This is a genomic window from Paucidesulfovibrio gracilis DSM 16080 (assembly GCF_900167125.1).
GTDB classification, from domain to species: Bacteria; Desulfobacterota; Desulfovibrionia; order Desulfovibrionales; family Desulfovibrionaceae; genus Paucidesulfovibrio; species Paucidesulfovibrio gracilis.
In genome coordinates, this window is sequence record NZ_FUYC01000002.1 from 279,719 (window position 1) to 303,121 (window position 23,403).

21 protein-coding genes and 1 pseudogene are annotated in these 23,403 nt (G+C 60.0%); 8 read left to right on the forward strand and 14 right to left on the reverse strand.

Annotated elements, in window-relative coordinates; translation table 11 throughout:
• The first annotated feature begins 33 nt into the window (after window positions 1-33).
• A complete protein-coding gene (locus tag B5D49_RS03505) occupies window positions 34-624 on the forward strand; it encodes a TrmH family RNA methyltransferase (protein ID WP_078716265.1) in 591 nt (196 codons plus the stop codon).
• 118 nt (window positions 625-742) lie between these two features.
• Here B5D49_RS03505 and glgB read toward each other — a convergent pair whose 3' ends face one another.
• The 6 genes and pseudogenes from glgB to B5D49_RS03535 form a co-directional block, all read right to left on the reverse strand.
• Window positions 743-2,644, reverse strand: a complete 1,902-nt coding sequence (gene glgB, locus B5D49_RS03510; protein WP_078716266.1) for a 1,4-alpha-glucan branching protein GlgB — start codon at window positions 2,642-2,644, stop codon at window positions 743-745.
• A gap of 94 nt (window positions 2,645-2,738) precedes the next feature.
• Window positions 2,739-3,047 carry an isoamylase early set domain-containing protein gene (locus B5D49_RS03515; protein ID WP_078716267.1) on the reverse strand — a complete coding sequence of 103 codons (309 nt, stop codon included), beginning with the start codon at window positions 3,045-3,047 and terminating at the stop codon, window positions 2,739-2,741.
• Between the two features lie 97 nt (window positions 3,048-3,144).
• Window positions 3,145-4,599: pseudogene (gene glgA / locus B5D49_RS03520) on the reverse strand (glycogen synthase GlgA); the annotation flags it as partial.
• Window positions 4,592-5,068 carry an NUDIX domain-containing protein gene (locus B5D49_RS03525; protein WP_078716269.1) on the reverse strand — a complete coding sequence of 159 codons (477 nt, stop codon included), beginning with the start codon at window positions 5,066-5,068 and terminating at the stop codon, window positions 4,592-4,594. The gene B5D49_RS03525 and the pseudogene glgA, both read right to left, overlap by 8 nt.
• Window positions 5,069-5,757: 689 nt before the next feature.
• Window positions 5,758-7,212 carry a sensor histidine kinase gene (locus tag B5D49_RS03530; protein WP_078716270.1) on the reverse strand — a complete coding sequence of 485 codons (1,455 nt, stop codon included), beginning with the start codon at window positions 7,210-7,212 and terminating at the stop codon, window positions 5,758-5,760.
• Window positions 7,213-7,305: 93 nt separating this feature from the next.
• A complete protein-coding gene (locus B5D49_RS03535; protein ID WP_078716271.1) occupies window positions 7,306-7,911 on the reverse strand; it encodes an L-threonylcarbamoyladenylate synthase in 606 nt (201 codons plus the stop codon).
• An 85-nt stretch (window positions 7,912-7,996) separates the two neighbouring features.
• Between B5D49_RS03535 and B5D49_RS03540 the strand changes: the two genes are divergently transcribed.
• Window positions 7,997-9,661: a glycosyltransferase family 2 protein gene (locus B5D49_RS03540; protein WP_078716272.1), complete on the forward strand. Its 1,665-nt coding sequence runs from the start codon at window positions 7,997-7,999 to the stop codon at window positions 9,659-9,661.
• A 96-nt stretch (window positions 9,662-9,757) separates the two neighbouring features.
• A complete protein-coding gene (gene pdxA / locus B5D49_RS03545) occupies window positions 9,758-10,756 on the forward strand; it encodes a 4-hydroxythreonine-4-phosphate dehydrogenase PdxA (protein WP_078716273.1) in 999 nt (332 codons plus the stop codon).
• 21 nt (window positions 10,757-10,777) lie between these two features.
• On the opposite strand, the gene B5D49_RS03550 is transcribed toward pdxA, so the two are convergent.
• The 7 genes from B5D49_RS03550 to B5D49_RS03580 all read right to left on the reverse strand — a co-directional run bounded on the left by B5D49_RS03550 (window position 10,778) and on the right by B5D49_RS03580 (window position 17,728).
• Entirely contained in the window at window positions 10,778-11,992 is a 1,215-nt protein-coding gene (locus tag B5D49_RS03550) for an FAD-dependent oxidoreductase (RefSeq protein WP_078716274.1), read from the reverse strand.
• Window positions 11,993-12,244: 252 nt separating this feature from the next.
• Window positions 12,245-13,042 carry a tetratricopeptide repeat protein gene (locus B5D49_RS03555; protein WP_078716275.1) on the reverse strand — a complete coding sequence of 266 codons (798 nt, stop codon included), beginning with the start codon at window positions 13,040-13,042 and terminating at the stop codon, window positions 12,245-12,247.
• Window positions 13,043-13,065: 23 nt separating this feature from the next.
• A complete protein-coding gene (gene carA, locus B5D49_RS03560; protein ID WP_078716276.1) occupies window positions 13,066-14,187 on the reverse strand; it encodes a glutamine-hydrolyzing carbamoyl-phosphate synthase small subunit in 1,122 nt (373 codons plus the stop codon).
• Entirely contained in the window at window positions 14,184-14,927 is a 744-nt protein-coding gene (gene kdsB, locus B5D49_RS03565; RefSeq protein ID WP_078716277.1) for a 3-deoxy-manno-octulosonate cytidylyltransferase, read from the reverse strand. The genes carA and kdsB overlap by 4 nt, the downstream gene beginning before the upstream one ends.
• Window positions 14,928-14,944: 17 nt before the next feature.
• A complete protein-coding gene (locus B5D49_RS03570) occupies window positions 14,945-16,234 on the reverse strand; it encodes a 3-deoxy-D-manno-octulosonic acid transferase (RefSeq protein ID WP_144019109.1) in 1,290 nt (429 codons plus the stop codon).
• 2 nt (window positions 16,235-16,236) lie between these two features.
• Window positions 16,237-17,139 (reverse strand): D-alanine--D-alanine ligase family protein, encoded by a 903-nt coding sequence (locus B5D49_RS03575; protein WP_078716278.1) that lies wholly within the window; start codon window positions 17,137-17,139, stop codon window positions 16,237-16,239.
• Window positions 17,096-17,728: an HDIG domain-containing metalloprotein gene (locus tag B5D49_RS03580; RefSeq protein ID WP_078716279.1), complete on the reverse strand. Its 633-nt coding sequence runs from the start codon at window positions 17,726-17,728 to the stop codon at window positions 17,096-17,098. The genes B5D49_RS03575 and B5D49_RS03580 overlap by 44 nt, the downstream gene beginning before the upstream one ends.
• 259 nt (window positions 17,729-17,987) lie before the next feature.
• On the opposite strand from B5D49_RS03580, the gene B5D49_RS03585 reads away from it, so the two are divergent.
• The 3 genes from B5D49_RS03585 (at window position 17,988) to hypE (ending at window position 20,571) form a co-directional block, all read left to right on the forward strand.
• Window positions 17,988-18,305 (forward strand): TusE/DsrC/DsvC family sulfur relay protein, encoded by a 318-nt coding sequence (locus tag B5D49_RS03585; RefSeq protein ID WP_078716280.1) that lies wholly within the window; start codon window positions 17,988-17,990, stop codon window positions 18,303-18,305.
• A gap of 161 nt (window positions 18,306-18,466) precedes the next feature.
• Complete coding sequence (hypD, locus tag B5D49_RS03590) at window positions 18,467-19,561, forward strand: hydrogenase formation protein HypD (protein ID WP_078716281.1); 1,095 nt, start codon at window positions 18,467-18,469, stop codon at window positions 19,559-19,561.
• 5 nt (window positions 19,562-19,566) lie between these two features.
• Complete coding sequence (gene hypE / locus B5D49_RS03595; protein WP_078716282.1) at window positions 19,567-20,571, forward strand: hydrogenase expression/formation protein HypE; 1,005 nt, start codon at window positions 19,567-19,569, stop codon at window positions 20,569-20,571.
• 94 nt (window positions 20,572-20,665) lie between these two features.
• On the opposite strand, the gene B5D49_RS03600 is transcribed toward hypE, so the two are convergent.
• Window positions 20,666-21,148 carry a YbjN domain-containing protein gene (locus B5D49_RS03600; protein WP_078716283.1) on the reverse strand — a complete coding sequence of 161 codons (483 nt, stop codon included), beginning with the start codon at window positions 21,146-21,148 and terminating at the stop codon, window positions 20,666-20,668.
• Window positions 21,149-21,570: 422 nt separating this feature from the next.
• On the opposite strand from B5D49_RS03600, the gene B5D49_RS03605 reads away from it, so the two are divergent.
• Both B5D49_RS03605 and B5D49_RS03610 read left to right on the forward strand, forming a co-directional pair.
• Window positions 21,571-21,801, forward strand: coding sequence for a symporter small accessory protein (locus tag B5D49_RS03605; RefSeq protein WP_078716284.1), 231 nt, complete (start codon window positions 21,571-21,573; stop codon window positions 21,799-21,801).
• Window positions 21,798-23,396, forward strand: a complete 1,599-nt coding sequence (locus B5D49_RS03610; protein ID WP_078716285.1) for a sodium:solute symporter family protein — start codon at window positions 21,798-21,800, stop codon at window positions 23,394-23,396. Before B5D49_RS03605 ends, B5D49_RS03610 begins: the two co-directional genes overlap by 4 nt.
• Window positions 23,397-23,403: the final 7 nt, after the last annotated feature.

A 23,403-nucleotide genomic window follows, 5' to 3' on the forward strand; every position in this document is an offset into this window, starting at 1 on the left:
GCGCCCGGGGGCAGAATCGGGTAGCTAGCCGCCATGCCCAAAGAGATTACCCCGCGTCGACGGGAGCGGATTCGCTCCATTCTTCGCCGTCGGCAAAAAGACCTGACCCTGGTTATGGATAACATTTGGGATCCCCACAATGTTTCCGCTGTGTTGCGGAGTTGCGACGCTTTCGGATTGTTGGGGGTGCATTTGTATTACACCACGGCCCAATGGCCGGATCTGGGGAAGAAGTCCTCGGCCTCGGCGCTCAAGTGGGTGGACCGCACCCGGCATGAGGACGGGCCGGCCATGATCCGGGGCTTGCGCGAGCAGGGATACCAGATTGTCCGGACTGGGTTTTCCGAAACAGCTCGCGAGCCTTCCGAGTACGATCTGACGCGGCCCACCGCCATCATTTTGTCCAATGAACATCGCGGAACAGCCCCGGAACTGGTGGAGCTTGTTCCCGATGAAATTTATATTCCCATGCAGGGGATGATCCAGAGCTTTAACGTGTCCGTTGCCGCGGCCTTGATGCTTTACGAGGCCTACACCCAACGTGAGGCCCAGGGCATGTACGACGTGCCGAGCCTGACCGAAGCGGAACTGGCGGAATATGAGGAGCGTTGGGCAACGCGCTGAGTATCGGAACGGAACTGATGCGATATCCCCGTCACAAATCAATGTGGCGGGGATTTTTTGCGTGCAACGGCGCGGAGCATGGCTGACGTAAGCCGCGCCAATATTCTGGGCTAGACCGTTATTTTTTTTGATGCACGAAAGCCAGGGCCGCCAGAGGAGGCAGCGTCAGGCGCAGACAGGGACCGCCGTTGTCGGTGCGCGCCGCGGCGTGGCCCCCGTTGCCCAGGTTGGAACCGCCGTAATGTGATGAATCCGTGTTTAGTGCTTCGTACCAGCGGCCCTCCAGAGGGCAGGGAACCGCATACGCGTGCCGCGGAACGGGCGTGAAGTTGAAGACCCAGAGTACGGGCGGCGCGTCCGGTGCCTTGCGTAAAAAGCTGATCACCGAGGCGTTGTGATCCGTGAGATCCAGCCATTGGAACCCGGCCCATTCATTGTCCCGGATGTACATGGCGGGCTGCGTGCGCAAGAGGTTATTCAGGTCGCCCACCAACCGCGAAATGCCCCGGTGCCGGGGAAAGTCCAGCAGTCCCCAGTCCAGTTCCCGTCCGGAACACCATTCGGACCATTGCCCGAATTCCCCTCCCATAAAAAGCAGCTTTTTACCTGGGTGCGCCCATTGATAAGCCAACAAAAGACGCAAATTGGCGAATTTTTGCCAGTCGTCGCCGGGCATCTTCGCGAGCAGCGCGCCTTTGCCGTGGACCACCTCGTCGTGGGAGAGGGGCAGCAAAAAGTTTTCGCTAAAGGCGTAGAGCATGGAGAACGTGAGGTTTTGATGATGGTGTGAGCGGTGGATGGGTTCTTTTTGAAAATAGTTGAGTGTATCGTTCATCCAGCCCATGTTCCACTTGAACGTGAAGCCCAGGCCGCCGGTGTAAACCGGGCGCGACACGCCGGGCCAGGAAGTGGATTCCTCGGCAATGACGCAGGCTCCGGGATAATGGGCGTGAACCACGGTGTTCAGGCGGCGCAAAAAGGCGATGGCTTCAAGATTTTCGTTGCCGCCGTATTGGTTCGGCACCCATTCCCCGTCTTTCCGGGAGTAGTCCCGGTAGAGCATGGAGGCCACGGCATCAATACGCAGTCCGTCGATATGAAATTCTTTAAGCCAGTAGAGGGCGTTGGCCAACAGGAAATTGGCTGTTTCGTAGCGGCCCAGGTTGAAGATGTAGGTACCCCAGTCTGGGTGTTCCCCCAGGCGCGGGTCTTGGTGCTCATAGAGGGCTGTGCCGTCAAAACGTCCCAAGCTCCATTCATCTTTTGGGAAATGTGCCGGAACCCAATCCAGGATGACGCCCAGGCCAGCCTGGTGGCAGCGGTCGATAAGTGTGCGGAACTGGTCGGGCGAGCCGAACCGCGAAGAGGGCGCAAAATAGTGCGAGGTCTGGTACCCCCAGGATTCGTCCAGGGGGTGCTCGGCCAGGGGCAAAAATTCTAGATGCGTGAAGCCGAGATCCCGGGCATAGGGAATCAGTTCGTCGGCCAGTTCGTCATAAGTGGGGAAACGGCCGTCCGGGCGACGCCAGGATCCGGCGTGCACCTCATAGATGGAAACCGGCTGCTCCAGCGGTAGGCCGAGCTGACGGCGTGACTCCATCCATTCCTCGTCGTTCCACTGGTAGCCGCACAGGGAGCTGGTGACGGCGGCGTTGCCCGGTCGGGATTCCGCGGCCAGGGCACAGGGGTCGGTCTTGAACACGGTCTTGCCGTTTTGTTGGCGAACCGCGAATTTGTAGGAGCGGTCGCGTTCCATTTCAGGTAGGAATGCAGCCCAGATTCCCGAGGAGCCGACCGGAAACAGCGGGTGCTGCTCCGGTGTCCAGTCGTTGAACGCGCCGATGACGCTGACGGCTTGGGCGTTGGGAGCCCAGACAGCGAAACGGTATCCGGGCGTGCCGTCTTCATGGGTATGCGGATGCGCACCCAGGATGCGGTAGAGATCCCAGTGTTCCCCCCTGGCGAAGAGATCAAGGTCAAAGGGGGCGATGAAGACCGGTCTGGTAGTGTCCTGGGGCATTGTACCTCGTTGAAAATTTGGGTTTCCACGGCGCTGTGGCGGCCGGATGACAGAAAACAACGTGTTTGGTCGGCGTATGTCGTGCGGTGGGCGGTCAGGTGCTCACCACGCAGTTGTCCCCGCCAGCAAAGGCGCTATATTCGTATCGGTCGGCCTTGGTGTCGTTGAGCCAGACCCCGCTGTCCGTGAGGTAGCGGTAGTGATAGTCCCGGCCCACGTCCAGATCCACGGTGATGGAAAAGGAGCCATCCTTGAGTTGCTTCATGGGCAGATTCTGGGTGTTCCACTTGTTGAATTCACCCACAAGAAAGAGATGTTTGGCTCCCTGGGTGGCGGATTTGGGCACCTTGAAGCCCACTTTGCACACGGGCTTGCTCTTAAGATATTTTTTGGTCAGAGGCATTGGTGGTTTCCTCCTTGGGGTTAGGGCGCTGCCGTATATTTATTTTTTCCTCGCGGTGTCGGGGCTTGGGGGCAGGCGCGGCTCCCGCGGGATGCAGTAGTTCGTTGTAGAGCGCCAGATACTGCCGCGCCGCGTGTTTCCAGGTGAACGCCTGTCGCATACCGCGATCCACGATTTGATGCCAGGCCTTCTTGTCCCGCCAGAGCGTGGTGGCCGTGTTAACGGCCTGGAGGAGAAGCTCCGCCTTGGGCTGGGCAAAGGTGAATCCCGTGGCGGCCGCGTCCGGGTACGGGGTAATCGTGTCGATCAATCCGCCCACGGCCGTGGCCACGGGCGGCGTACCGAAGCGCAGGGCGTACATTTGCGTCAGACCGCATGGTTCGTAGCGCGAGGGCATGAGAAAAATATCGGAACCGGCGTGGATGCGGTGGGCGAGATCTTCGGAATAGCCGATGGCTCCGCCGAGACGGCCCGGATACTGTTCCACCATCTCCTGAAGCCGGGCCTCGTATTCGAGGTTGCCTTCACCGAGCACGATGACTCCCACTTCCTGTTCCATGAGCTGTGGCAGGATGTCGAAGAGCAGGTCGATTCCCTTTTGTTTGCGCAACCGGCCGATGAAGCTGAGTACGGGCCGGTCCTCCAGTTGATCGGCCATGTAGAATTCACGTAGCAGCATGCGCTTGCAGGTTTTTTTCCCTTCAACACATTTTTTGTCGTACACGCAGGGCAGGTACTGGTCGTTGCCGGGATCCCAAACTCCGTAGTCCGCACCGTTGAGGATGCCGTGAATGCGTTCTTTTCTGGCCTGGAGAATACCCTCCAGTCCGCAGCCAAAGGTCGGGGAGAGGATTTCACGCGCATAGGCCGGGCTGACGGTGGTGATGGCGTCGGCATAGGCGATGCCGCCTTTGAGAAGATTCAGGTCACCGTAGAATTCCACGCCGTCCATGTGCCATGCTTGCTGCGGCAGGCCGCAATTTTTGAATAGCCGAGAAGAAAAACGGCCCTGGAAGGCCAGGTTGTGAATGGTCATGACCGTGCGCGTGTTTTTCCAAAACGGATCAACAGGACGCAGAAAGTGCAGGAAAACCGGGGCCAGGGCGCTTTGCCAGTCATGGGCGTGTATGATGTCGGGCGCGTGGTCGAACTGACGGCACCAGGAGAGAGCCGCCCGTACGAAGAAGGTAAAGCGTTCGCAATTATCGAAATAATCGCCTTCGTAGGTATTGTAGTAGGCCCGGCGATCGAAATATTCGCCCCGGGAAACGAAGTAGATCTTCACTCCCTGGTATTCGGTGCGGTAAATCTCCGCAGTGACCGGCTCCCAGGGATACCCCACCGGGCAGTCGGACTTCACCAGTCGGATTTCATGCCCGGCGCTGCTTAATCGGCCATAGAATGGCGTGATTACGGAGATGTCGGCGTGCTCCCGTCGCAGGGCCGGGGGCAAGGCTCCCATAACGTCGCCCAATCCTCCGCTTTTGGAAAAGGGATAGATTTCCGAGGTCAGTAAAACAACTCGTGGGCGGCGGGAACTCTTGTCAGTCATGGAAAGGCTCCGGGCTGCGAATGGGACCGGGGAGCTGGCGGCGGAGGTCCGCCAGGATGCGGGCATGGTCGAAGGCGAGTTCCGGCAGGTCGTGCAGCGGCCAGGCGCGGGCCTGGGCAGCGTCGTCACCCGCCTGGAGTCGCTCGGGAGCTTCGGCCAGGGCGGTGTAGACCACGCTCATGGTGTGGTGCCGCGGGTCGCGGTCCGGGTCGGAGTACACCCCCACCAGTCCGAGGAGTGTCACATCCAATCCTGTTTCCTCGCGGGCCTCGCGCACGGCCGCGTGTTCGGCACTTTCGCCATAGTCCACAAATCCGCCGGGCAAGGCCCATCCATGGGGCGGGTTGGCCCGCTCCACAAGTACAACCTGATTCTCAGGCAGCAGGATAACCACGTCAACCGTGGGGAAAGGATTGCGGTAGGTGGTCACGTCCCCTCCGCAGTGGGGGCAGGAAAGCGTTCGAATCATGGGAACTCCCGCGATGGGCCTGTCTTCGAATATGGGCCAAGTGGGTTTGCCGTGTCGCGAGTCCTTCATAGCATATTGCCGTGGTCTGACAACCGATTGATTTGGTATTTTTATTCATTGCGGGAGGTGTTCAGGCACGAAAAAGGCTCCTCAGGAGGTTCCCGGGAGCCTGTTTCGGACGTTTGTGTCTACAAAGAAGGAAGAAGGATACTTTCTATCTAGCATGTGGCGTGCCAAATGTTGCGGGTATGGAAAAGTTTTTTATGTTGTTTTATTTCAGCATGTTGCTGCTTGTCTGGCGTACGGGACTGCAAGAGGGAGGCAGCAGGCGAAGCAAAATTTTTGAACCCAGGCTTTGGTGCTGGGGATCATAATGCCGGTCATTTTCAATTTATCTACTCGATATCACGGAAGAAACAAATTGTTGAACCCGGTGTGGTGGCTGAGTATAAAAAATTGTATCCTGGAAGCGTGGTGTGCTGAACAAAGGGTGCGGAAGACCAAAAACCAACATGTCGTGGCCATTACGTGAAATTGCCTCCCGGTTTTCCGGGTGCGCCATTGTCCAGGCGGCACCGTTCATGCCTGCGGGATCCGTTGAAGAAAAAGGGGCGGTGGCGTGATGCCCTGACGGGGTGGCAGAGCGAAATGGATTACAGCTCCGCGCCGTGCAAAGGGCGGGGATGTGGTCAGCAGTTCGGTTCCACGGGAAGGCAGACCGTAAAACAGGCTCCCTGGCCGGGTTCGCTTTGCACCTGGACCTTGCCTCGATGCGCTTCCACGATTTTCTTTACAATGGCCAGGCCCAGCCCTGTGCTGACTTCGCCTGCGGTGGGGCGGTTGCTGAGTTTTTGGAAAGAGAGGAACAGTTTGTCCTTTTCTTTCGGCGGGATGCCTGGACCCTGGTCTTGCACGGAGAAGCAGATGCCGCTGTCGAGTCCCCAAAGGCGGACCGTGACCGTGGAGTTGCCGGACGAAAATTTGATGGCGTTGGTAAGCAGGTTGTCGATGACCTGGCCGATGCGCCGCCGATCCACCATGGCCTCTACGGATTCGTCCAGGTCGGTCTCAATGCGGATGTTTTTTTCATCTGCCACGAGTCTGGCGATATCCACACGTTCCTCCGCCAGGGTGGCCAGGTCTTCGGGGCGGCAGATCAATTCCAGCCGACCGCTTTCAATCACGGAAATGTCCAGCAGATCACTGACCAGGGCATTCATTTGCCATCCGGATATCTGGATGTATTCCAGCATCTTTCGTTGGTTTTCGTCCAAGGCTTTCTGGGCTGTCTGCAAGAGGATGGTGGCGAAGCCGTTGACCGCGTTGATGGGATTGCGCAGGTCGTGAGCCGCCATGCCGAGGAGGCGGTTTTTGAGTTCGTCCAGTTCGCGCAGTCGGCGTTGGCGTTCCATGGAGTCCACCAGCTGAAACATGCGGGCCTGGAGTTCTTCTCGTTCAAAGGGCTTGCGGAGAAAGTCATTGGCGCCGTTTTTGATGAAACGGACGGACAAGGGTTCCTTGTCAAAGGAGGATACGCCGATGACCCCAAGATCCTTGAGTTCCTGGCGGGCACGGATTTTGACGGTCAGTTCCACGCCGTCCATGCCTTCCAGTTCGTAATCAACCAACGCCAAAAGGTAATCAGGATCTTTTTCAAGGATTTCCAGCGCCTCTTCTCCCGATTCCGCCTCCGTGACGTCCAGCAGATGCAGGGAAAGAAGATTACCGAGGTAGCGGCGCATGGAGCGGGAATCGTCCACGACAAGCGCCTTGTGTCCTTGAATGCGGTGCAATCTGCCGATGGCGGCCACAAGGTTGTCCACGGCGTGGCGGTTTTTCACCACATAGTCGGTGACGTTTTTGGCCAGGATTCGCTTGCGTGTTTCCGGGGAGACATCCGAGGTGAAGACGAGGCAGGGCAGATCATGTTCCAATACAGCGTCCACCACGGAGCCGTCCGGCGAGTCGGGCAGACCCAGATCCGCCACGGCAAGAAACCAGCCGCCGCGGGCCAGGGCTTCGCGTCCCTCGGCCAACGTTCCCACGGCGTGGGCGTTGAAGCAAAGATCACGCTCAATACGGCGCACCAATTCCGCCTGGGCGGAGCGACTGTCCTCAATGATCAAAATGTTTGGAACCGACATGATCCTCACCAGTCCTCAAGGGAAAAAGATGAGGTAGCTTGCCAGATAGCCCAGGGGCAGTAAAGCAATTTATCCCGGTTCCAAAGAGTGACTTTATTCAGAAATTACTGAAAAGCCAAGCTTTTTAATCTCACCAATGGAAATGGCTCCGGGCCGTACTATCTGAACACGTCCTTTGCCCAGGGGGTGAACCAGGGTGGAGGGAGCGCCGCCCGGAGGAAACGGCGCTTCAAGCAGGGCCGCGTCGGTCTTGGCCAGCAGGTCTGGATCCAGGTCGCGAGGATTGCCCACGGGACTCTCCCCGCTGAAATTGGCGCTGGTGGCCACCAGGGGGGCGTCCAGATCTCGACAGATTTGCGCGGCCAAGGGGTGCGGCGTGGAACGGACCGACACCAGTCCCCGGTCGTCACGAATCGGACGCGGAACCGCGGGCAGGGCCGGGACCAGGATGGAGAGCGGGCCGGGCCAGAACGCTTCTGCCAAGGCGCGGACGGTTCCGGAAATCGTTTCCGTTACCAGTTCGAGCATGGAAGTATCGCCGACAATGAGCGGCAACGGCTTGGACTCCGGGCGTCCTTTGATGGCGGCCACGCGGAGCGCCGCGTCGCGCAAAAAGCCGTGACACCCGAGGGCGTAGAGGGTTTCCGTTGGATAAACCACTACGCCGCCTTCAGAAAGTATTTGTTGGATGGTCTGCATGTGCGCCTTGTAGCAAAAAACAGCGGCGGGGTCAGCGACTTTTCAAGGAAAAGGAAATGGCGTAGGAATCCAGGCAGGAGGGACCATGGTCGCCATGTTTTCGTCACATGATCCGGCGTTTGGGCAAGATGCGTTGCGCCTGTTGCGCAGTGCGGCCCCCACATGGCCGTTGGGCATTGAGGAGGATCGGACCGCTCTTTCGCTGGGCAGCGGCATGGCGCGCATGGCCCGCGATAACGCCCCAGCCCTTTGGGATCCGGCTCGGAGACTCTTGTTTTGGAATTGGCAGCGGCGGCCTTTGCATCGTGACGCGCTGGACGATCTGCTCCAGGCCGGTGGGGACGGTTCCCTTCCCATGCCCCGGCTGTTGCGACGGCTTCAGACCGCACTGCATCGTCCGCTGGATCCGGCTCCCCTGCTTGAGGCCATGGAGCTGGGAGAACAAGCCCTGGTGCTCAAACATCTGCTGCGTTTTGTACGCTGTCCGGGCGACGGATTGTTCTGGCTGGCGCAATGTTGGGATTGGCTGCTGCGGCTTGGGCGTGAGGATCTGCCGCCCTCCCTACTGGACGCCGTGGCCGTGGAGGAGGATTCGGCTCCTGTGCTCCAGGGGCTGCGTGCTCAATGGGCCGTGCTGTATCGGCCTGCGGAAGAAGCCCTGGCCCATGTGCAAAAAATGGATCCGGCCTTGTGGTCGCCCTGGCGGGAGTATCTTGAAGCCGAGCTGTATTCGCGCCTGGGCCGTCAGGTCGAGGCGGTGCGCACTTTGGGCCGGGTCTGGCGGGCCATGCCCTGGCATCCCAATATCATCCTGAAGCTGTCGGGCTGGGTGCAGCCTGTGGAGAACCCGGAACCAGCTGATCTGGTGGATGCCTGTGTGCTGGTCTACTCCTGGAACAAAGCGGACTTGTTGGAGCAGACCTTGCGAAGCGTGGCCGCGTCCCAGTTGCAGGGTGCCCGGGTTGTGGTGCTGGACAATGGGTCCAACGACCGGACCCCCGAGGTGGTGGCGCGTTGTTCTGCTCTGTTCCCGCCCGGGCGGTTCACGGATGTGCGGCTGCCTGTGAACGTGGGCGCTCCGGCCGCCCGCAATTGGATGCTTTCCTTGCCCGAGGTGCGGGAATCCCGGATGGCGGCGTTCCTGGATGACGACGTTATTTTGCCTTCGGATTGGTTGGTCCGGCTGACAGCGGCCATGGAGCGGCATGACGCGGATGTGGTTGGGTGCCGCATTGTTTCCGCCTCACCCCCCCCGGCCGTTCAGTCCGCGGATTACCATTTGCTGGAACCCGGGCGCGGAGGGCGGACTTTTCAAGAATGCGAGGACAATGTCGTGGTGTTTGAAAACAGCGGCAACGCCCTTGACTTCGGGCTGTACGACTATTGCCGTCCTGCGGTGTCCGTTTCGGGCTGCTGTCATTTGCTCCGGCTGCGTGGGGTGGAGCAGGTCGGTGATTTCGACATCCGCTTTTCCCCCACACAATTTGATGATCTGGAGCGCGACCTGCGCGTCAATCTTGCGGGCTTGCGGGTCGTGTATGACGGGGGGCTGGTGGTGCGCCATGTGCAGCATTCCAGCCTGGCCAAGGCGCAAAGCCTTTCCTCGGCCGCTCATATTTTCGGCAACCGTATGAAGCTGGAAGGCAAATACAGGCGAGCCGAAATAATGGAATTGGCTCAAAAGCATACCGCACTCCTGTGGGACGATCTTCTGGCCCGGCGTGCGGCCCTGGTGCGGGGACTGCCCTGAACCACCCCTCTCTTTTCGGTACGGCATTTTCTTGAACCGAGTGGTACCCCACTCCTGCCAATCCTCAACTTCGCATTTGCGTAAAGGCATTCCACCATGCAGACCATACTCGTTACGTTGGGCGATCCGGGCGGACTCGGCCCGGAACTGTTGGCCCGTATTGTTTCGGAACGACAGGATTTCGACGATGCGTTCCGATATCTCTTTTTCGGTCCGGAAGCCGCGCTGAAGGCACATTGGTCCGGCAGACAACCGTTTTGGTCCAGGTTGGACGACCCGGAACAGATACGCCATGCCCCTGCGGGAATATATTTATTTGAGCCGCCGGAGTTGACGGATGCGGCCTGCCCTTTGGGACAGCCGTCGGTGTCGGGCGGGTATTGCGCCGGGGTGAGCCTGGAATGGGCCGTGCGGCTGTTGGACGATGCCGTGGGGCAGGGACTGTGCACCTGCCCATTGAACAAGGCCATGCTTCAGGAGGCAGGGTTCGATTTTCCGGGGCATACGGAATTTTTGGCGGAGCGTTTGGGCGTAGGGCGCGACAATGTTTGCATGCATCTGGGCGGACCGGCATTGCGGGTGAGCCTGGTGACCACTCATCCCCCGTTGCGGCGTGTGGCTGATTTGATCACCCCGGAGCGGGTGTTGCGTTGTCTGGAACTCACGCGGGAACACTTGCAGCGACTGGGCGTGGATGGTCCCATTGCCGTGTGCGGTCTGAATCCTCATGCCGGAGAGTCCGGCAAGATCGGCAGTGAAGAGACGGACATTCTGGAACCGACCCTGGTAGCGGCACGGGAGCGAGGATTTGATGTCGCCGGACCGTTGCCCGCAGACACGGTGTTTCATTTCGCGGTGCAGGGGCAGTATGCCGCGGTACTGGCCATGTATCACGACCAGGGGTTGGCTCCGCTTAAGTTGTGGCATTTTTCGGATGCGGTGAACGTGACCCTTGGGCTGCCGTATCCGCGCACCTCGCCGGACCACGGCACCGGGTATGACATCACGGGAACTGGCCGGGCCGGGTTGGAAAGCATGGCTGCGGCCCTGGACATGGTCAAGCGTCTGGTGCGGGCGAGTCGTCCCAAGGCATAGGACGCTGCCGGGGGAGTGGTGTCACGCGCCGAGCGCGAATCGGGCGGCGGCGTTTCCGGCCCGGCGGCCAAAGACCTGGGTGGCCGTGACCATGGCCCCGCCCAGGCGGTTGGCGCCGTGCATGCCTGTGGTGCATTCCCCGCACGCAAACAGTCCGGGCAGGGGCGCATTGTTCAGGTCATGGACTTCACCGTGCGAACCGATCACGGCCCCGCCGTTGCCCGAGTGAACAAATAGGGCGACCTGCTCCCACGGATTGCGGTCCACCTTGACTCGAACCACGCCTTTTTCATTCGCCTGGGCCTGGAGCCATTGGTCCATGCCGTAGTCGTGAACCAATTCGCCTTGATGTGGAACCGGTCCCCAGGCGGCGGGGCAGTGTCCTGACCGGGCGTCCGCCAGGGAGAGCACTTTGGCCGACGGGGCGACTTCGCGTCCGTCCGGCGTCATGGCCACAGCAAGGGGACCGGCGATTTCCGCAGGGGATCGGAATTGTCGTGTTTCCACATTGAGCCAGAAATATTGCAGGAAATCCGTGTTGTTGAGTTGCGCTCCAGCAGCTTGCAGCAGTTCCCAACCCTGTCCGGTACTGCCCGGTCCGGCCATGTGGCGCGGGTGTCGGGCCGCAGGACCACCCAAAGCCACTACCACGGCGCGCGCCCGATATTCCATGGAAGCATCCTGCATGGCATGAGCTTTGGTGCCTACGCCTGCCTTGCGCAACACGGCGCCGCGTGCCACCCCGTTGTCCATCAGCAGGGATACGGTCTCCAGTCCGGTGAGCAGATCCACGCCAAGGGTGGATACAGTCTCGCAAAGCCGTTGGTAGGCGTGGGGCAGATCGTAGAGGATCGCGGCCCGGGCGTGGGGGCTGAAGCAGGCGGTGCGACGAAGCAGCTTGCCCGTTGCCTCACGCTGAAAACGAAGCCCCAGGGAATCCAGGTCCAGAAAGCGGGATTCAGCTTCCTGAACCAGGATTTCCGCCAAAGGGCGGGAGATATGTCCAGGTTCAGCCAAGGAGAGGATCTCCTGGAAAAATTGATCGCGTTCCCGATCCGTTTGGGGGAGCTGCATGCCCAATTGTCCGTTGGCGTTGGCAAAGGAGGATCCGGAGGGAACGGGACGCAGAGTCGCCAGGCTGACGCGAAGCTTGGGAGCGCTTTGGGCTGCGGCCCAGGCTGCGCGAAGACCGGCCAGCCCGCCGCCGAGAATCAGAATATCCGTGTTGTGTGGCATGGCCGCACGGTACGGGAAAAGCCGGGCGTGGAAAAGGGGCGCAAGCGGGGAAAAAAAGGACGAGGCGAAAGATCTCGTCGGAAAGGTGATCCAGCTGGAATATCTAAGAAAGGTTCCATTCGTTGCACTGGTTTTCGCGGTACATCGAATGGAACCTGTTGTGGCTGATTGTCGGGGCGGCCGTCTTTGTTTTTAGGGAGAGACGGTCTGTCTTTCGGCTGACGCATGCCCGGCTTGTGGTCGGGATTCAGGTCAGATTTTTTTCATGGCGTAGGCGCGCATTTTTTCCGCTTCTTTGAAATCCGGGTTGATTTCCAGGGCTTTTCCCGCGGCGTCGCGCATGCGGTCCCACTTTTTCCAGTCGAAATAGAGGCGTCCGAGATTGAAGTAGAGATACTCGTCGTCGTGGGTGTGCTCCAGAGCCTTGAGAAAGTATTGTTCCGACGTGTCGAACTGCTTCAGCTTACGCAGCACAATGGCGATGCGGTTGTAGAGGTACACTGCCTGGGGGTCGGTTTCCAGTGCGTGTTCCAGCATGCTCAGGGCGTCGTCGTACTGCGATGCCTTGAGATAGCGGTCCGCAATGTCAGCCTTGAGTTCCGTGTCGGTTTTGTGGGTGCGCACCAGCTTGCCGAAGGTGTCGCGCGCCTGGTCAAAGGCTTTTTGGTCCAGTTGGACCTGCCCTTTGGCCAATTCGGTTTTTTTGTGTTCTTCCTGGCTGGCCAGCTCGTTTTGCACGGTTTCCGTGACGTGGTTCTGCAATTCGGCAAGCAGATCCTGCATGGCCTTGTACAGCTCTTTTTCCTGGCCCGGTTTATACGGGATCACCAGTGGATAGAGTTGCCGGAGCTGTTTATCCTGATTCAGGGAATAGACAGCCTGGTCGATGAGCTTGGCGAATTCGTCCCGTTCGTTCTTCATCAGGGGGTTGCGCAGGATGGTGGCGAGAGCCTGCGTCAAGGCATTGGCAGCCGCCATGGGCTTTCCTTGCTTGAGCAGACTGTTCACTTCCGAGAGTCGCTTGCGGGCTTTGATGAGTTCGACGGACATGGTGCTCCTGTTGTTGGGGAAAATTACTTGCCGCTTTCCCGCCGGACCATCTCGCGGAAACGTGCGAAAAAGTAGCCGCTGTCATGCGGTCCCGGGGCCGCCTCCGGATGGAACTGGATGGCGATGACGGGCTTGTCCCGGTGTGCAAAACCTTCCAGGGTATCGTCGTTCAGATTCCGGTGGGTCATTTTAAGATGATTCAGGCCGGAGATGTCAACGCAAAAGCCGTGGTTCTGGGAAGAAATCTCGATTTTTTCCGTTTCCAGGTCCATGACCGGGTGGTTGCAGCCGTGGTGGCCGAAGGGCAGTTTGAAGGTGGTGCCGCCTAAAGCCAGGCCCAGAATCTGGTGGCCCAGGCAGATGCCGCCCACCGGGGTATCTTCGCAGAGGTCGCGGGTGGCCTCCACTGCGCCGGTGACCACGGCCGGGTCGCCGGGACCGTTGGAGAGGAATACGGCGTCGGGCTTCAGGGCGCGAACGTCGTCCGCAGCAAAGCCGGAAGGAACCGTGAGCTGCACAAACCCTTGATCGGCCAGCAGGCGGTGGATGTTCCATTTGATGCCGAAATCGTAGACCACCAGCCGGGGACCGCCATCAGGCCATTGAAAGTCGTTCAGGTTGACGGTCTCGGGACCATTTTCGGTCCAGAGGTAGGGCTGGTCCGTGGAAACGCGGTCCGCGAGGTTTTGTCCCTGCATGAGGGGAATATTCCGGGCCTGTTCCACCAGGGCGGCGGTGTCGTCCACCTGCGTGGAAATGACCCCGCGCATGGCGCCGTGCAGCCGCAGATGCCGGGTCAGGGCGCGGGTGTCCACGCCTTCGATGCCGGCCACGCCCGCTTCGGCGAGGTATTCGGGCAAGGGACGCGTCGAACGCCAGTTGCTGGGCAGCTTGCAGCACTCCTTGACGATAAATCCGGCCACCTGAATACGGTCGGATTCCACGTCTTCGGGGTTCACGCCGTAGTTGCCGATGAGCGGGTAGGTCATGCAGACCATTTGCCCGGCGTAGGAGGGGTCGGTCAGCACCTCCTGGTATCCGGTCATGCCGGTGTTGAAGATCACTTCGCCGTTGGCCTTGATGGGGCCGGTGAAGGATTCACCCGGGAAGAGAGTGCCGTCTTCGAGGGCCAGAATTGCTTTCATGCTTGCTCCCTGAGGATGTTCGTCACTTCGGTCAGATCCGCCTCGCGGTCCACGCCGTGACAGCGGTGTTGCGTCAGGCTGACCCTGATGGGGATGCCGTTTTCCAGAAACCGGAGTTGTTCGAGGCGTTCGCGTCGTTCCAGACGCCCTTGGGGCAGGGCGGCGAAGGTCCGCAGCGCCTCCATACGGAATCCATAAAGGCCGATGTGCAACAGGTGGTCTTCACCCGTCCCGTTGCGGTCGAAGGGAATGACCGCTCTTGAAAAATAAAGCGCGTTGCCGCTGGAGGCAAGGGCCACCTTGACCCTGTCCGGAGAGGCGGCCTGTTCCGGGGATATTCGTGCGGCCAGCGTGGTCACCCGAACATGCGGGTCATGGAACGGGGCCAGCAGTTCCGAAAGCATGGCGGGTTCCAGACAGGGTTCGTCACCCTGGATGTTCACCACGACGGAATCTGGTTCGGCCTGGAGTTGTTCCGCGGCCTCCAAAACACGATCCGTGCCGCTGGCGTGGTCCGCTCGGGTCATGATTACGGGGACGCCGGCTTCGCGGGCCGCGCGGCGGATGCGTTCGTCATCCGTGGCCAGGACGACCCGGGCCATCTCCGGGCAGGCTCGCGCGCGTTCAAAAACGTGTTGAAACATGGGCTTGCCCAGGATTTCCACCAGGGGTTTGCCCGGAAAACGGGAAGACGCGTACCGCGCCGGAATGATGCCGTAGCATTTGGGAAAATCGTTCATGGTTCGGCTCGGGCTTCCTATCCTCTTTTCAGGGAATGGGCAATACAGCGGCAGGCGGTTTCGCAGCCGCCGCGTCGTTTCGATATATACTCCTGGAAGCGTGCGCCGACCACGTCTTTATCCTGCGGGGCTGCCAGATGTTCCAGCAGCAGGGCCAGCACACCCGCGGCGTCCTGGGCTGTGCGCAACAGGCCGCTGTCCACGATGCCCTGTCCCACCCACTGGAAATTGTCCCAATGCGGACCCATAACGGGAATGACGCCGCAGGCCAGAGGTTCCAGAAAATTTTGTCCTCCAAGGGGGGCCAGACTGCCGCCCACAAACGCCGCAGTAGCCGGTACAAAGGCCGCTCCCAGTTCACCCATGCGGTCGGCCAGCAGAACCGTACCCGGGGAAATTGGGCCGGAGCCGGTCTTGGAGCGGAGCACCCAGGGGATTTTTGCATCCGTAAGCCGTTTGGTCCAGGGTTCCACGCGGTGCAGGTGGCGGGGGAACAGGCCGATGACCACGTCTGGCCGTGCCGAACGCAGACCGCGAATCAGGGTTTCCACCGCGGATTCTTCCTGCTCGCGCACCGAAGCCAGCACCACGAAGGGCGCTTCGGCTGGAAGCAGAGGCACCAGGGGATTGTCGGCAGTTTGTGCGCCTGTTGCGTGGCCGGGGATGCGGTCGAATTTGATGTTCTGCATGCAGTCCACATGCCCGTGTCCATAGAGCGCGGAAAACCGCGCTGCGTCCGCTTGGGACATGGCCAGGATCCGTTTGGGCGCCAGGGACCGGAACAGGGATGGCCACTTCATGTAACCGCGCAGGCTCTTTTCGCTCATGCGGCCGTTCACCATCAGCAGTTCCGAGCCGCAGTCCCTGCATGCCGCCATGAATCCGGGCCACATTTCCGATTCCAGGAGCACCACGGTGCGGGGGCGCACCCGCTGCAGCGCCTTGCGTACGATGCGCGGCCGGTCCATGGGGAAATAGGCCGTGGCAAGTTGCAGATCGGGCCGTTGCGAACGCCGTCGCGTGGTCAGTGCGTCCAGCTGTTCCATTCCTTCTTTGGTGTTGGTGGTCAGCAGCACGCTGAGGGGCCGTTCCCACGGGGAGCGCAGATGCCGGAGCAGTTCGGCGGCAAGAAAGACTTCTCCGACGCTGGCTGCCTGAATCCAGAGGTCGCACGGGCCGGGGTAGGCAGCCTGAAGGATACGCTGCTCCCAGCCGTGGCGCAGTCGCCGATTGCGACGCAGCAGCGGCAGGGCGGCCCCCCAGGCCAGATCGTACAGCCGCAGCAGGCTGGTCTGAAGCATGGCCATATTCAGTTGTGCTCCATGCCCAGCCGGATGAGTTCCGCGATCAGGGCGTTGAAATCCAGCCCCGTGACCTTGGCGGATCGGGGGAGCAGGCTGGTGGAGGTCATGCCGGGCAGGGTGTTGACCTCCAGAAGATAGGGAACGCCCTCCTGCACCATGAAGTCGGCCCGGGAGTAGCCCCGGCAACCGAGAATCCGGTGGGCCTCCAGGGAGATGTGCTGGACCTCGCGAACCAGTTCCTCGTCCACGGGCGCGGGGCAGATTTCATCCGCGCCGTCCTGGTCATATTTGTTTTGGTAGTCAAAGTAGGCGGAACCGTGCTTTGGCCGGATGAGGATGAGGGGCTGGGGTGTTTCACCGAGGATGCCGCAAGTGACCTCCACGCCGGGAACCGCAGCTTCCACAAGCGCTTCTTCGCCCAGGGCGTGGACTTTTTCCAAAGCCGGGGGCAGGTCCACTTCGCGTTCCACCAGGGACATGCCCAGGCTGGAGCCGCCCATATTGGGTTTGACGAAAACAGGATAGCGCAGTTGCAGCGGTGTGCCGGTTCCGGGCCGGGGAATCAGCTCCCAATCCGGGGTGCGGAGATCCGCCTCCCGGAAGAGCGCCTTGGACGCGGCCTTATTCAGCGCCAGAAAGGAGGCCGCCGGGCCGGAGCCTTGATAAGGACATCCCGCGCTTTCCAACACGGCCTGCACCAATCCGTCCTCGCCCGGGGCGCCGTGCAGGGCGAGGAAGGCGAAATCGTTTTCTCTGGCCAGCCGCACCAACGTGCCGAAGCCGTCCAGAAGATCCAGGAAGGTTACGTCATGGCCCAATTCGTCCAGGGCCGTGCCGATATTGCGGGCCGAAGCCAGGGAGACGTCACGCTCCGTGGACCAGCCGCCCGCTATCAAAAGTACTTTCACGAATGTTCACCTTGAGGGTTGTGCCGAAAAGTTGCTCCATCTCCATGGCCTGCTGATGGGTGTGGGCGATCCTGTCCCGAATGATCTGGGTTTTTCCGTAGCGGGTGATCAGGTCGTCAAAGCGGGCGTCCAGGGAGACGATCCGGTCGTGGGCCACCCGTTTATCGCCGTAGATTACAGCCAGGGGCAACAGGTCGCGGGGGAGCTGCATGCTGAACGGCCAGAATACATGGTGCATGACGCCCTGGGCAAGACTCGGGTTGCCGGTAGCGTCCATGACCCAGGACGCTCCCAGTTGGCTGTGGTTGCCGCCGTGATGGATGGTGTAGACCTTGGCGATATCGTGCAGCAGGGCCGAGGCGCGCACAGCGTCCACATCGACGTTCAGTCCCACGTCGCGGGCGAGCAGGGCCAGGTGTTCGGCGATGCGGGCCACCTGGGTGCAGTGGGCGCGGATGTGGTCCGGCATGGCGTGCCGGTCCCAGATGCGGACGCATTCTTCCCTGGAGGGAACCCGGCCGGTCAGACCTTTCGGCGGTCTGGGCGGATTTTTCAGGGGGGGCAGATACGATTGGAGCGGATTCTTCATGGCGTTTCGCTGCGAAGTTGGATTGGACGATATGTCCGTATCCCAAAAGAGTATCAGCAGGCGGGGGAAAAGGCAAAGCCGGAGTTGGAGGGATATTCCCAGTAGGAGAGTTCCCGGCTTGGGCCATTTTTTCCTTGATCAAATCTCCCCCGGGATTTAATAGTCGGCAACTGACCGTGGGCGGAAGGCCCACGACCCGCCCCGGGAAGGGCGGAAGTGAGAATCTGATTTCCCACAACTCATTGAGGAGGTACAAGGAATGGCTACTGTTGAGTTCAACGGCAAATCCTTTGAAGTGGATGAGGACGGTTTCCTGCTGAGCTTTGACGGCTGGAATCCCGAATGGGTCGAGTTCGTCAAGGAGCAGGAAGGCATCGCCGAGATCACCGACGACCACCAGAAGGTCATCGAGTTCCTGCAGGACTACTACAAGAAGAACGGCATCGCCCCGATGGTCCGCATTCTTTCCAAGGTCACCGGCTTCAAGCTGAAGCAGATCTACGAACTGTTCCCGTCCGGACCCGGCAAGGGAGCCTGTAAGATGGCTGGCCTGCCCAAGCCCACCGGCTGCGTGTAATCACGCTTTTTATCGGGTATTAGGGCGGAAGCTGCGGCTTCCGCCCTTTTTTTGCGTCGCCGGACCATGTCCCGGCGTGGATAGGGTTTGCCTCGCACGGCTCAAAGGGGTATGAAGGTCCGCACTTTCCTTATCGCGGTCTTTCAACGTGGAGTATTGCCTTGAGCCTCAAACTGCTTGACGAATTTCACGATCCGAAACTGTGCCGCGGCCTGCTCGACAGGCTGCATTCCCTTGTGGACCGGGAGTTCCGTTTCATGGAGGTGTGCGGGACGCACACCGTGGCTATTTTCCAAAGCGGGTTGCGTTCGCTCCTGCCGGAGCAGGTGGTCCACCTCTCCGGGCCGGGATGCCCGGTTTGCGTGACGCACGAGTCCGAAGTCAACGCGTTCATCGACCTGGCCGAGCGGGATGACGTGGTGGTGGCCACTTTTGGCGACCTCATGCGTGTTCCGGGCAGCCGGGGGCGAAGCCTGAAGAAAGCCCAGGCCGACGGCGCCAGGGTGGAGGTGGTCTACTCGCCGCCCGATGCCCTGAAGCTTGCCGCAGACAATCCGGACAAAACCGTGGTCTTTCTTGGAGTCGGTTTCGAGACCACGGCCCCCACCGTTGCCGGAACCCTGCTCATGGCCCGGGAACAGGGCTTGACCAACTTCAGGGTTCTTTCCTTCCACAAACTGGTTCCCCCGGCACTGGGGGCGCTTATGGCCGACCCCGAAGTGCGCATCGACGCCTTCATCATGCCCGGCCACGTTTCCGCCATCATCGGCGTGGAACCGTATCGTGCGGTGGCCGATCAGTTTGGCAAGTCCTCGGCCGTTACCGGGTTCGAGCCGGCGGACATCCTCGGTTCGCTGGTCTATTTGGTGGAGCGTTGGAAAGAAGGAAAACCCGCGGCCGCCAACCTTTATCCCCGCGTCGTCCGGGATGGGGGCAATGCCAAGGCCCGGGCCGTCATGGATCAGGTTTTTCAAACAACGGACGCGCTCTGGCGCGGTCTGGGCATGATTCCGAATTCCGGCCTGGAACTGCGGCCCGAATTCGAACAGTTCGATGCCAAAAAATGGTTCGGTCTGGAGATTGAGGAATGTCCGGCCCTGCCCGGCTGTCGCTGCGGCGACGTGCTCAAGGGCAAATTGCGTCCTGATCAGTGTCCCCTGTTCAAAAAAGCCTGCACACCGGCCAACCCTGTCGGTCCCTGCATGGTTTCCACCGAAGGCTCCTGCGCCGCCTACTTCAAATACAGCATGGATTAAGCACGATGAGTGACAAGGTTCTTCTTGATTACGGCAGTGGCGGACGCGCCTCGCAGCGTCTGGTTTCGGAACTTTTTCTCAAGCACTTCGACAATCCCGAGTTGGATCGCCTCAATGACGCGGCCTGCCTGAACCTTCAGGGTCCGGTGGCCATGAGCACGGATTCCTTTACCGTGGATCCCATTTTCTTCCCCGGCGGAGATATCGGGCAGCTCGCCGTCCATGGCACGGTCAACGATGTGGCCATGCTCGGCGCGGAACCGCAGTATCTCACCTGCGGGTATATTATTGAAGAAGGTCTGCCCATGGCCGACCTGGAACGGGTGGTGGCCTCCATGGGCCAGGCCGCCCGGCATGCCGGAGTCTACATCGTCACGGGCGACACCAAGGTGGTACCCCGCGGCACCGTGGACAAGATTTTCATCAACACCACAGGGGTTGGGCGTATCGTGGCCGACCCCATGCCCAGTGGCGAACGGGCCGCTCCCGGCGATGCGGTTCTGCTCTCCGGCACCATGGGCGACCACGGATTGACCATTCTCGGCACCCGGGAAGGGCTGTCGTTCGAGGCAAAGGTACAAAGCGACTGCGCCTCCCTCAACCATTTGTTGCTCAAACTGGTGCGCGAACTGCCCGATGTGCATGTCTTGCGCGATCCGACCCGGGGCGGACTGGCCACGACCCTGAACGAAATTGCGATCAGCTCCAAGGCCGGGATGGAAATCGAAGAGACGGCCATTCCAGTGCGGCCGGAAGTGGCGGGCGGATGTTCGGTTCTGGGACTTGATCCGCTGTATCTGGCCAACGAGGGCAAGTTCATCTGTATCGTGCCTGAGAAAGACGCGGAAAAAGCGTTGGAAATTATGCGCGCGGATGCGCTTGGCCACGACGCCTGCCGCATTGGTTCCGTTACCGCCGAGAACCCCGGGAAGGTGTCCCTGGTGACGCCCCTGGGAGGCAAGCGGTTGCTGAACATGCTCGAAGGAGAGCAATTGCCGCGGATCTGTTGACCGATACGGGCGAGTCCCAACTCGGCCTGGCGCATGCAAAAACGCCCGCACCGGAAGAACCGATGCGGGCGTTTGGCGTTGGATGGTGGCGCGGTTACCAGTTGATATGCTGAGCGAACTGCTGCAGCACGATCTTCCAGGTGCTGGCCAGGTTGCGAATGTGCTGTTCCGTGACGCCGCCGGTGACCAGGGCGTCCATCTCAACGCGGCTGTCGCCGTTGTTGTTGCGGTAGGCGCGGCCAAAGCGCTTGGTGGTGTTCCATTCGTTGATGGACTCGGCGCTGGGATTGTTGGTCTGGGTGAAGCCGCTGTAGAACTGGATGGCTTCGCAAACGTCGTTGGTGCAGTTATAGAAATAGACCTGGAAGTTGAGACCGTCTTCACTGGAATTGATCAGGGGATCCCCTGCGTCATCCCGGGTCAGTTCCGTGGAAAAGCCCATGTTGTTCAGGATGCGCTGCATCTCAGGACCGGAGATGCCGTCGTACATGGACTGCGCAAAGCAGTTGCCGGAAAACAGGCCCAGGCACAAGGCGAGAGCAAGCATGATGGTGAAGTGGGTTTTGACCTGTCGCATTTGTTCCTCCTCAAAAATAAAACAGTATTCCAGTGTTGCTTCTACCAGTTCGCGCACGGTAAGCGAGGGATCGGCATTGGTCAAGATGCGACTGGGAGAACAGGCATGGTGCGGTAAACATTATTGTACTTTTGTTCCGTAATTCTATCCCGTTCGGCATGCTTTTTCTCGGCGCAAAAAAGTGGCTTGACGGCGTGTCGGAAGGGATGTAAACAGTGTTCATGTCAGACTACATCCTTGGCCTTGGTGCCTTTTTCTTTTTCTTCTTTTTCTTTTTTATCCTCGCTCGCGGCAAGGAGGGGACGGTCTGACGCACTGACAACGACAATGACTGAAACCGGGGCCGCGGGCGCAAGCTGGCGGTCCCGGTTTTTTTATGGCCGCACAGCTGGTTCAGGCTCCTCAACAGAGGGGGAAAGCGGATGATGCTGGGACTCGGAAGCGTGGAAATAGCACTGGCCTTCTGGCTGGTAATTCTCTGCGCGGCAGTGTGTGTGGTGTATGGGGCGTTGCATTGGAATCATGGAGACGAATGCGATGCCGTGGATCCGGAGCGGAAAGCACAGAGCGGGGCAGACCAGGAGGCGTTGTCGGCGGGGCATGCCGTGGATGCTTCTTCCGCCGCTGGTTGCTGTGAGGAGGCTGCCTCATGATTACCAAGATTCTCGTCTGCGTCGTATATTTTTCCGTGGTGTTTTATCTGGGATACAAAGGCTGGAAAACAACCCGCGAGGCCTCGGACTATATGCTGGCCGGGCGGCGGATGCATCCGTTCGTCATGGCCATGAGTTACGGTGCCACCTTTATTTCCACATCCGCTATCATCGGATTCGGCGGGGCCGCCGGGCTGTTTGGATTTTCCCTGCTCTGGCTTACCGTGGCCAACGTCTTCATCGGCGTGTTTCTGGCCATGACGGTGTTTGGCAAGCGCACCCGCCGCATGGGGCTTTGTTTGAACTGCCACACCTTCCCGGAATTGTTGGGCCGACGGTATGATTCCTCCTTCATTCAGGGATTTTCCGGGCTGATCATCTTTTTGTTTATCCCTGTGTATGCCGCGGCAGTGCTTATCGGCATTTCCCGTATGCTCGAGGTCTCGTTGAATATCCCCTATGATTGGGCCTTGGTGGGCATGACGCTTATCCTGGCGCTTTACGTCGTCACGGGCGGGCTTAAAGCCGTCATGTACACGGATGCGTTTCAGGGAACCATCATGCTGGTCATGATGGCGGTGCTTTTGATCTTTACCTATACAGCTCTGGGAGGCGTCACCCAGGCGCACCAAACCCTGACGGACATGGCCGCCATGATGCCGGAAAAGCTCCAAAAGGGTGGCATGATCGGCTGGACCCAGGGAGCGCAGTTCGGCTCTCCGCTTTGGCTGGTCATCTATACCACGATCATTTACGGAGTCGGCATCGGTGTGCTTGCCCAGCCGCAACTGGCCGTGCGGTTCATGACCGTTCGCAGCGACAAGCAGCTCAACCGGGCCGTGCTCTTCGGCGGAATTTTCATCCCAATGATGACCGGGGTGGCCTTTATCGTGGGCGCGTTGTCCAATGCCGTGTTCACGGCGCGGGGCGGGGAGCTGTCCATCGTGGAGGCGGGCGGCAACATGGACAAGATCATCCCTGCCTATATTGAGCAGGTCATGCCGGATTGGTTTGCGGGGTTATTCCTGCTCGGCATGTTCGCGGCGGCCATGTCCACGCTGAGTTCCCAATACCATGTGGGGGGGACATCCTTGGGACGTGACGTCATCGAACACGGCTTGTTCCGGCGCAATGTGGGTACGGCCCGGGCCTCGCGCATCGGGGTGAGCGTGACCATTCTCGCCACGCTGGTCTGGGCCTGGGTGCTGCCCGGGTCCGTCATTGCCAGGGCCACAGCCTTTTTCTTCGGTCTGTGTGCGGCGTCGTTCCTGCCGATCTATTTGTTGGGGCTGTATTGGAAGGGCATGACAAAGGCCGGAGCCAAGGTCGCTATGCTGGGCGGATTCGGTGTTTCCATGCTCTGGCTTTTGTTCGTGCATGAAAAGGAAGCCGCGGCCATCGGGTTGTGTCGGTGGCTGACGGGGCAGTCCACCCTGGCGGCCTGGGCTGAACCCGGTTCCTGGGTCTGGCTGTTGCAGTGGGTGGATCCGAATGTCGTGGCCCTGCCGGTCGGTTTCTTGCTGGCCGTGGCAGTGAGCCTGGGAACGCAACCGTTGCGAACGGAACATTTGCAACGGTGCTGGGCAAACTTCTGATTCGTTG

Coding starts and splice junctions, on each gene's coding strand:
- B5D49_RS03505 (WP_078716265.1), top strand. CDS start 34: ATGCCCAAAGAGATTACCCCGCGTCGACGGGAGCGGATTCGCTCCATT.
- glgB (WP_078716266.1), bottom strand. CDS start 2,644: ATGCCCCAGGACACTACCAGACCGGTCTTCATCGCCCCCTTTGACCTT.
- B5D49_RS03515 (WP_078716267.1), bottom strand. CDS start 3,047: ATGCCTCTGACCAAAAAATATCTTAAGAGCAAGCCCGTGTGCAAAGTG.
- B5D49_RS03525 (WP_078716269.1), bottom strand. CDS start 5,068: ATGATTCGAACGCTTTCCTGCCCCCACTGCGGAGGGGACGTGACCACC.
- B5D49_RS03530 (WP_078716270.1), bottom strand. CDS start 7,212: ATGTCGGTTCCAAACATTTTGATCATTGAGGACAGTCGCTCCGCCCAG.
- B5D49_RS03535 (WP_078716271.1), bottom strand. CDS start 7,911: ATGCAGACCATCCAACAAATACTTTCTGAAGGCGGCGTAGTGGTTTAT.
- B5D49_RS03540 (WP_078716272.1), top strand. CDS start 7,997: ATGGTCGCCATGTTTTCGTCACATGATCCGGCGTTTGGGCAAGATGCG.
- pdxA (WP_078716273.1), top strand. CDS start 9,758: ATGCAGACCATACTCGTTACGTTGGGCGATCCGGGCGGACTCGGCCCG.
- B5D49_RS03550 (WP_078716274.1), bottom strand. CDS start 11,992: ATGCCACACAACACGGATATTCTGATTCTCGGCGGCGGGCTGGCCGGT.
- B5D49_RS03555 (WP_078716275.1), bottom strand. CDS start 13,042: ATGTCCGTCGAACTCATCAAAGCCCGCAAGCGACTCTCGGAAGTGAAC.
- carA (WP_078716276.1), bottom strand. CDS start 14,187: ATGAAAGCAATTCTGGCCCTCGAAGACGGCACTCTCTTCCCGGGTGAA.
- kdsB (WP_078716277.1), bottom strand. CDS start 14,927: ATGAACGATTTTCCCAAATGCTACGGCATCATTCCGGCGCGGTACGCG.
- B5D49_RS03570 (WP_144019109.1), bottom strand. CDS start 16,234: ATGGCCATGCTTCAGACCAGCCTGCTGCGGCTGTACGATCTGGCCTGG.
- B5D49_RS03580 (WP_078716279.1), bottom strand. CDS start 17,728: ATGAAGAATCCGCTCCAATCGTATCTGCCCCCCCTGAAAAATCCGCCC.
- B5D49_RS03585 (WP_078716280.1), top strand. CDS start 17,988: ATGGCTACTGTTGAGTTCAACGGCAAATCCTTTGAAGTGGATGAGGAC.
- hypE (WP_078716282.1), top strand. CDS start 19,567: ATGAGTGACAAGGTTCTTCTTGATTACGGCAGTGGCGGACGCGCCTCG.
- B5D49_RS03600 (WP_078716283.1), bottom strand. CDS start 21,148: ATGCGACAGGTCAAAACCCACTTCACCATCATGCTTGCTCTCGCCTTG.
- B5D49_RS03605 (WP_078716284.1), top strand. CDS start 21,571: ATGATGCTGGGACTCGGAAGCGTGGAAATAGCACTGGCCTTCTGGCTG.
- B5D49_RS03610 (WP_078716285.1), top strand. CDS start 21,798: ATGATTACCAAGATTCTCGTCTGCGTCGTATATTTTTCCGTGGTGTTT.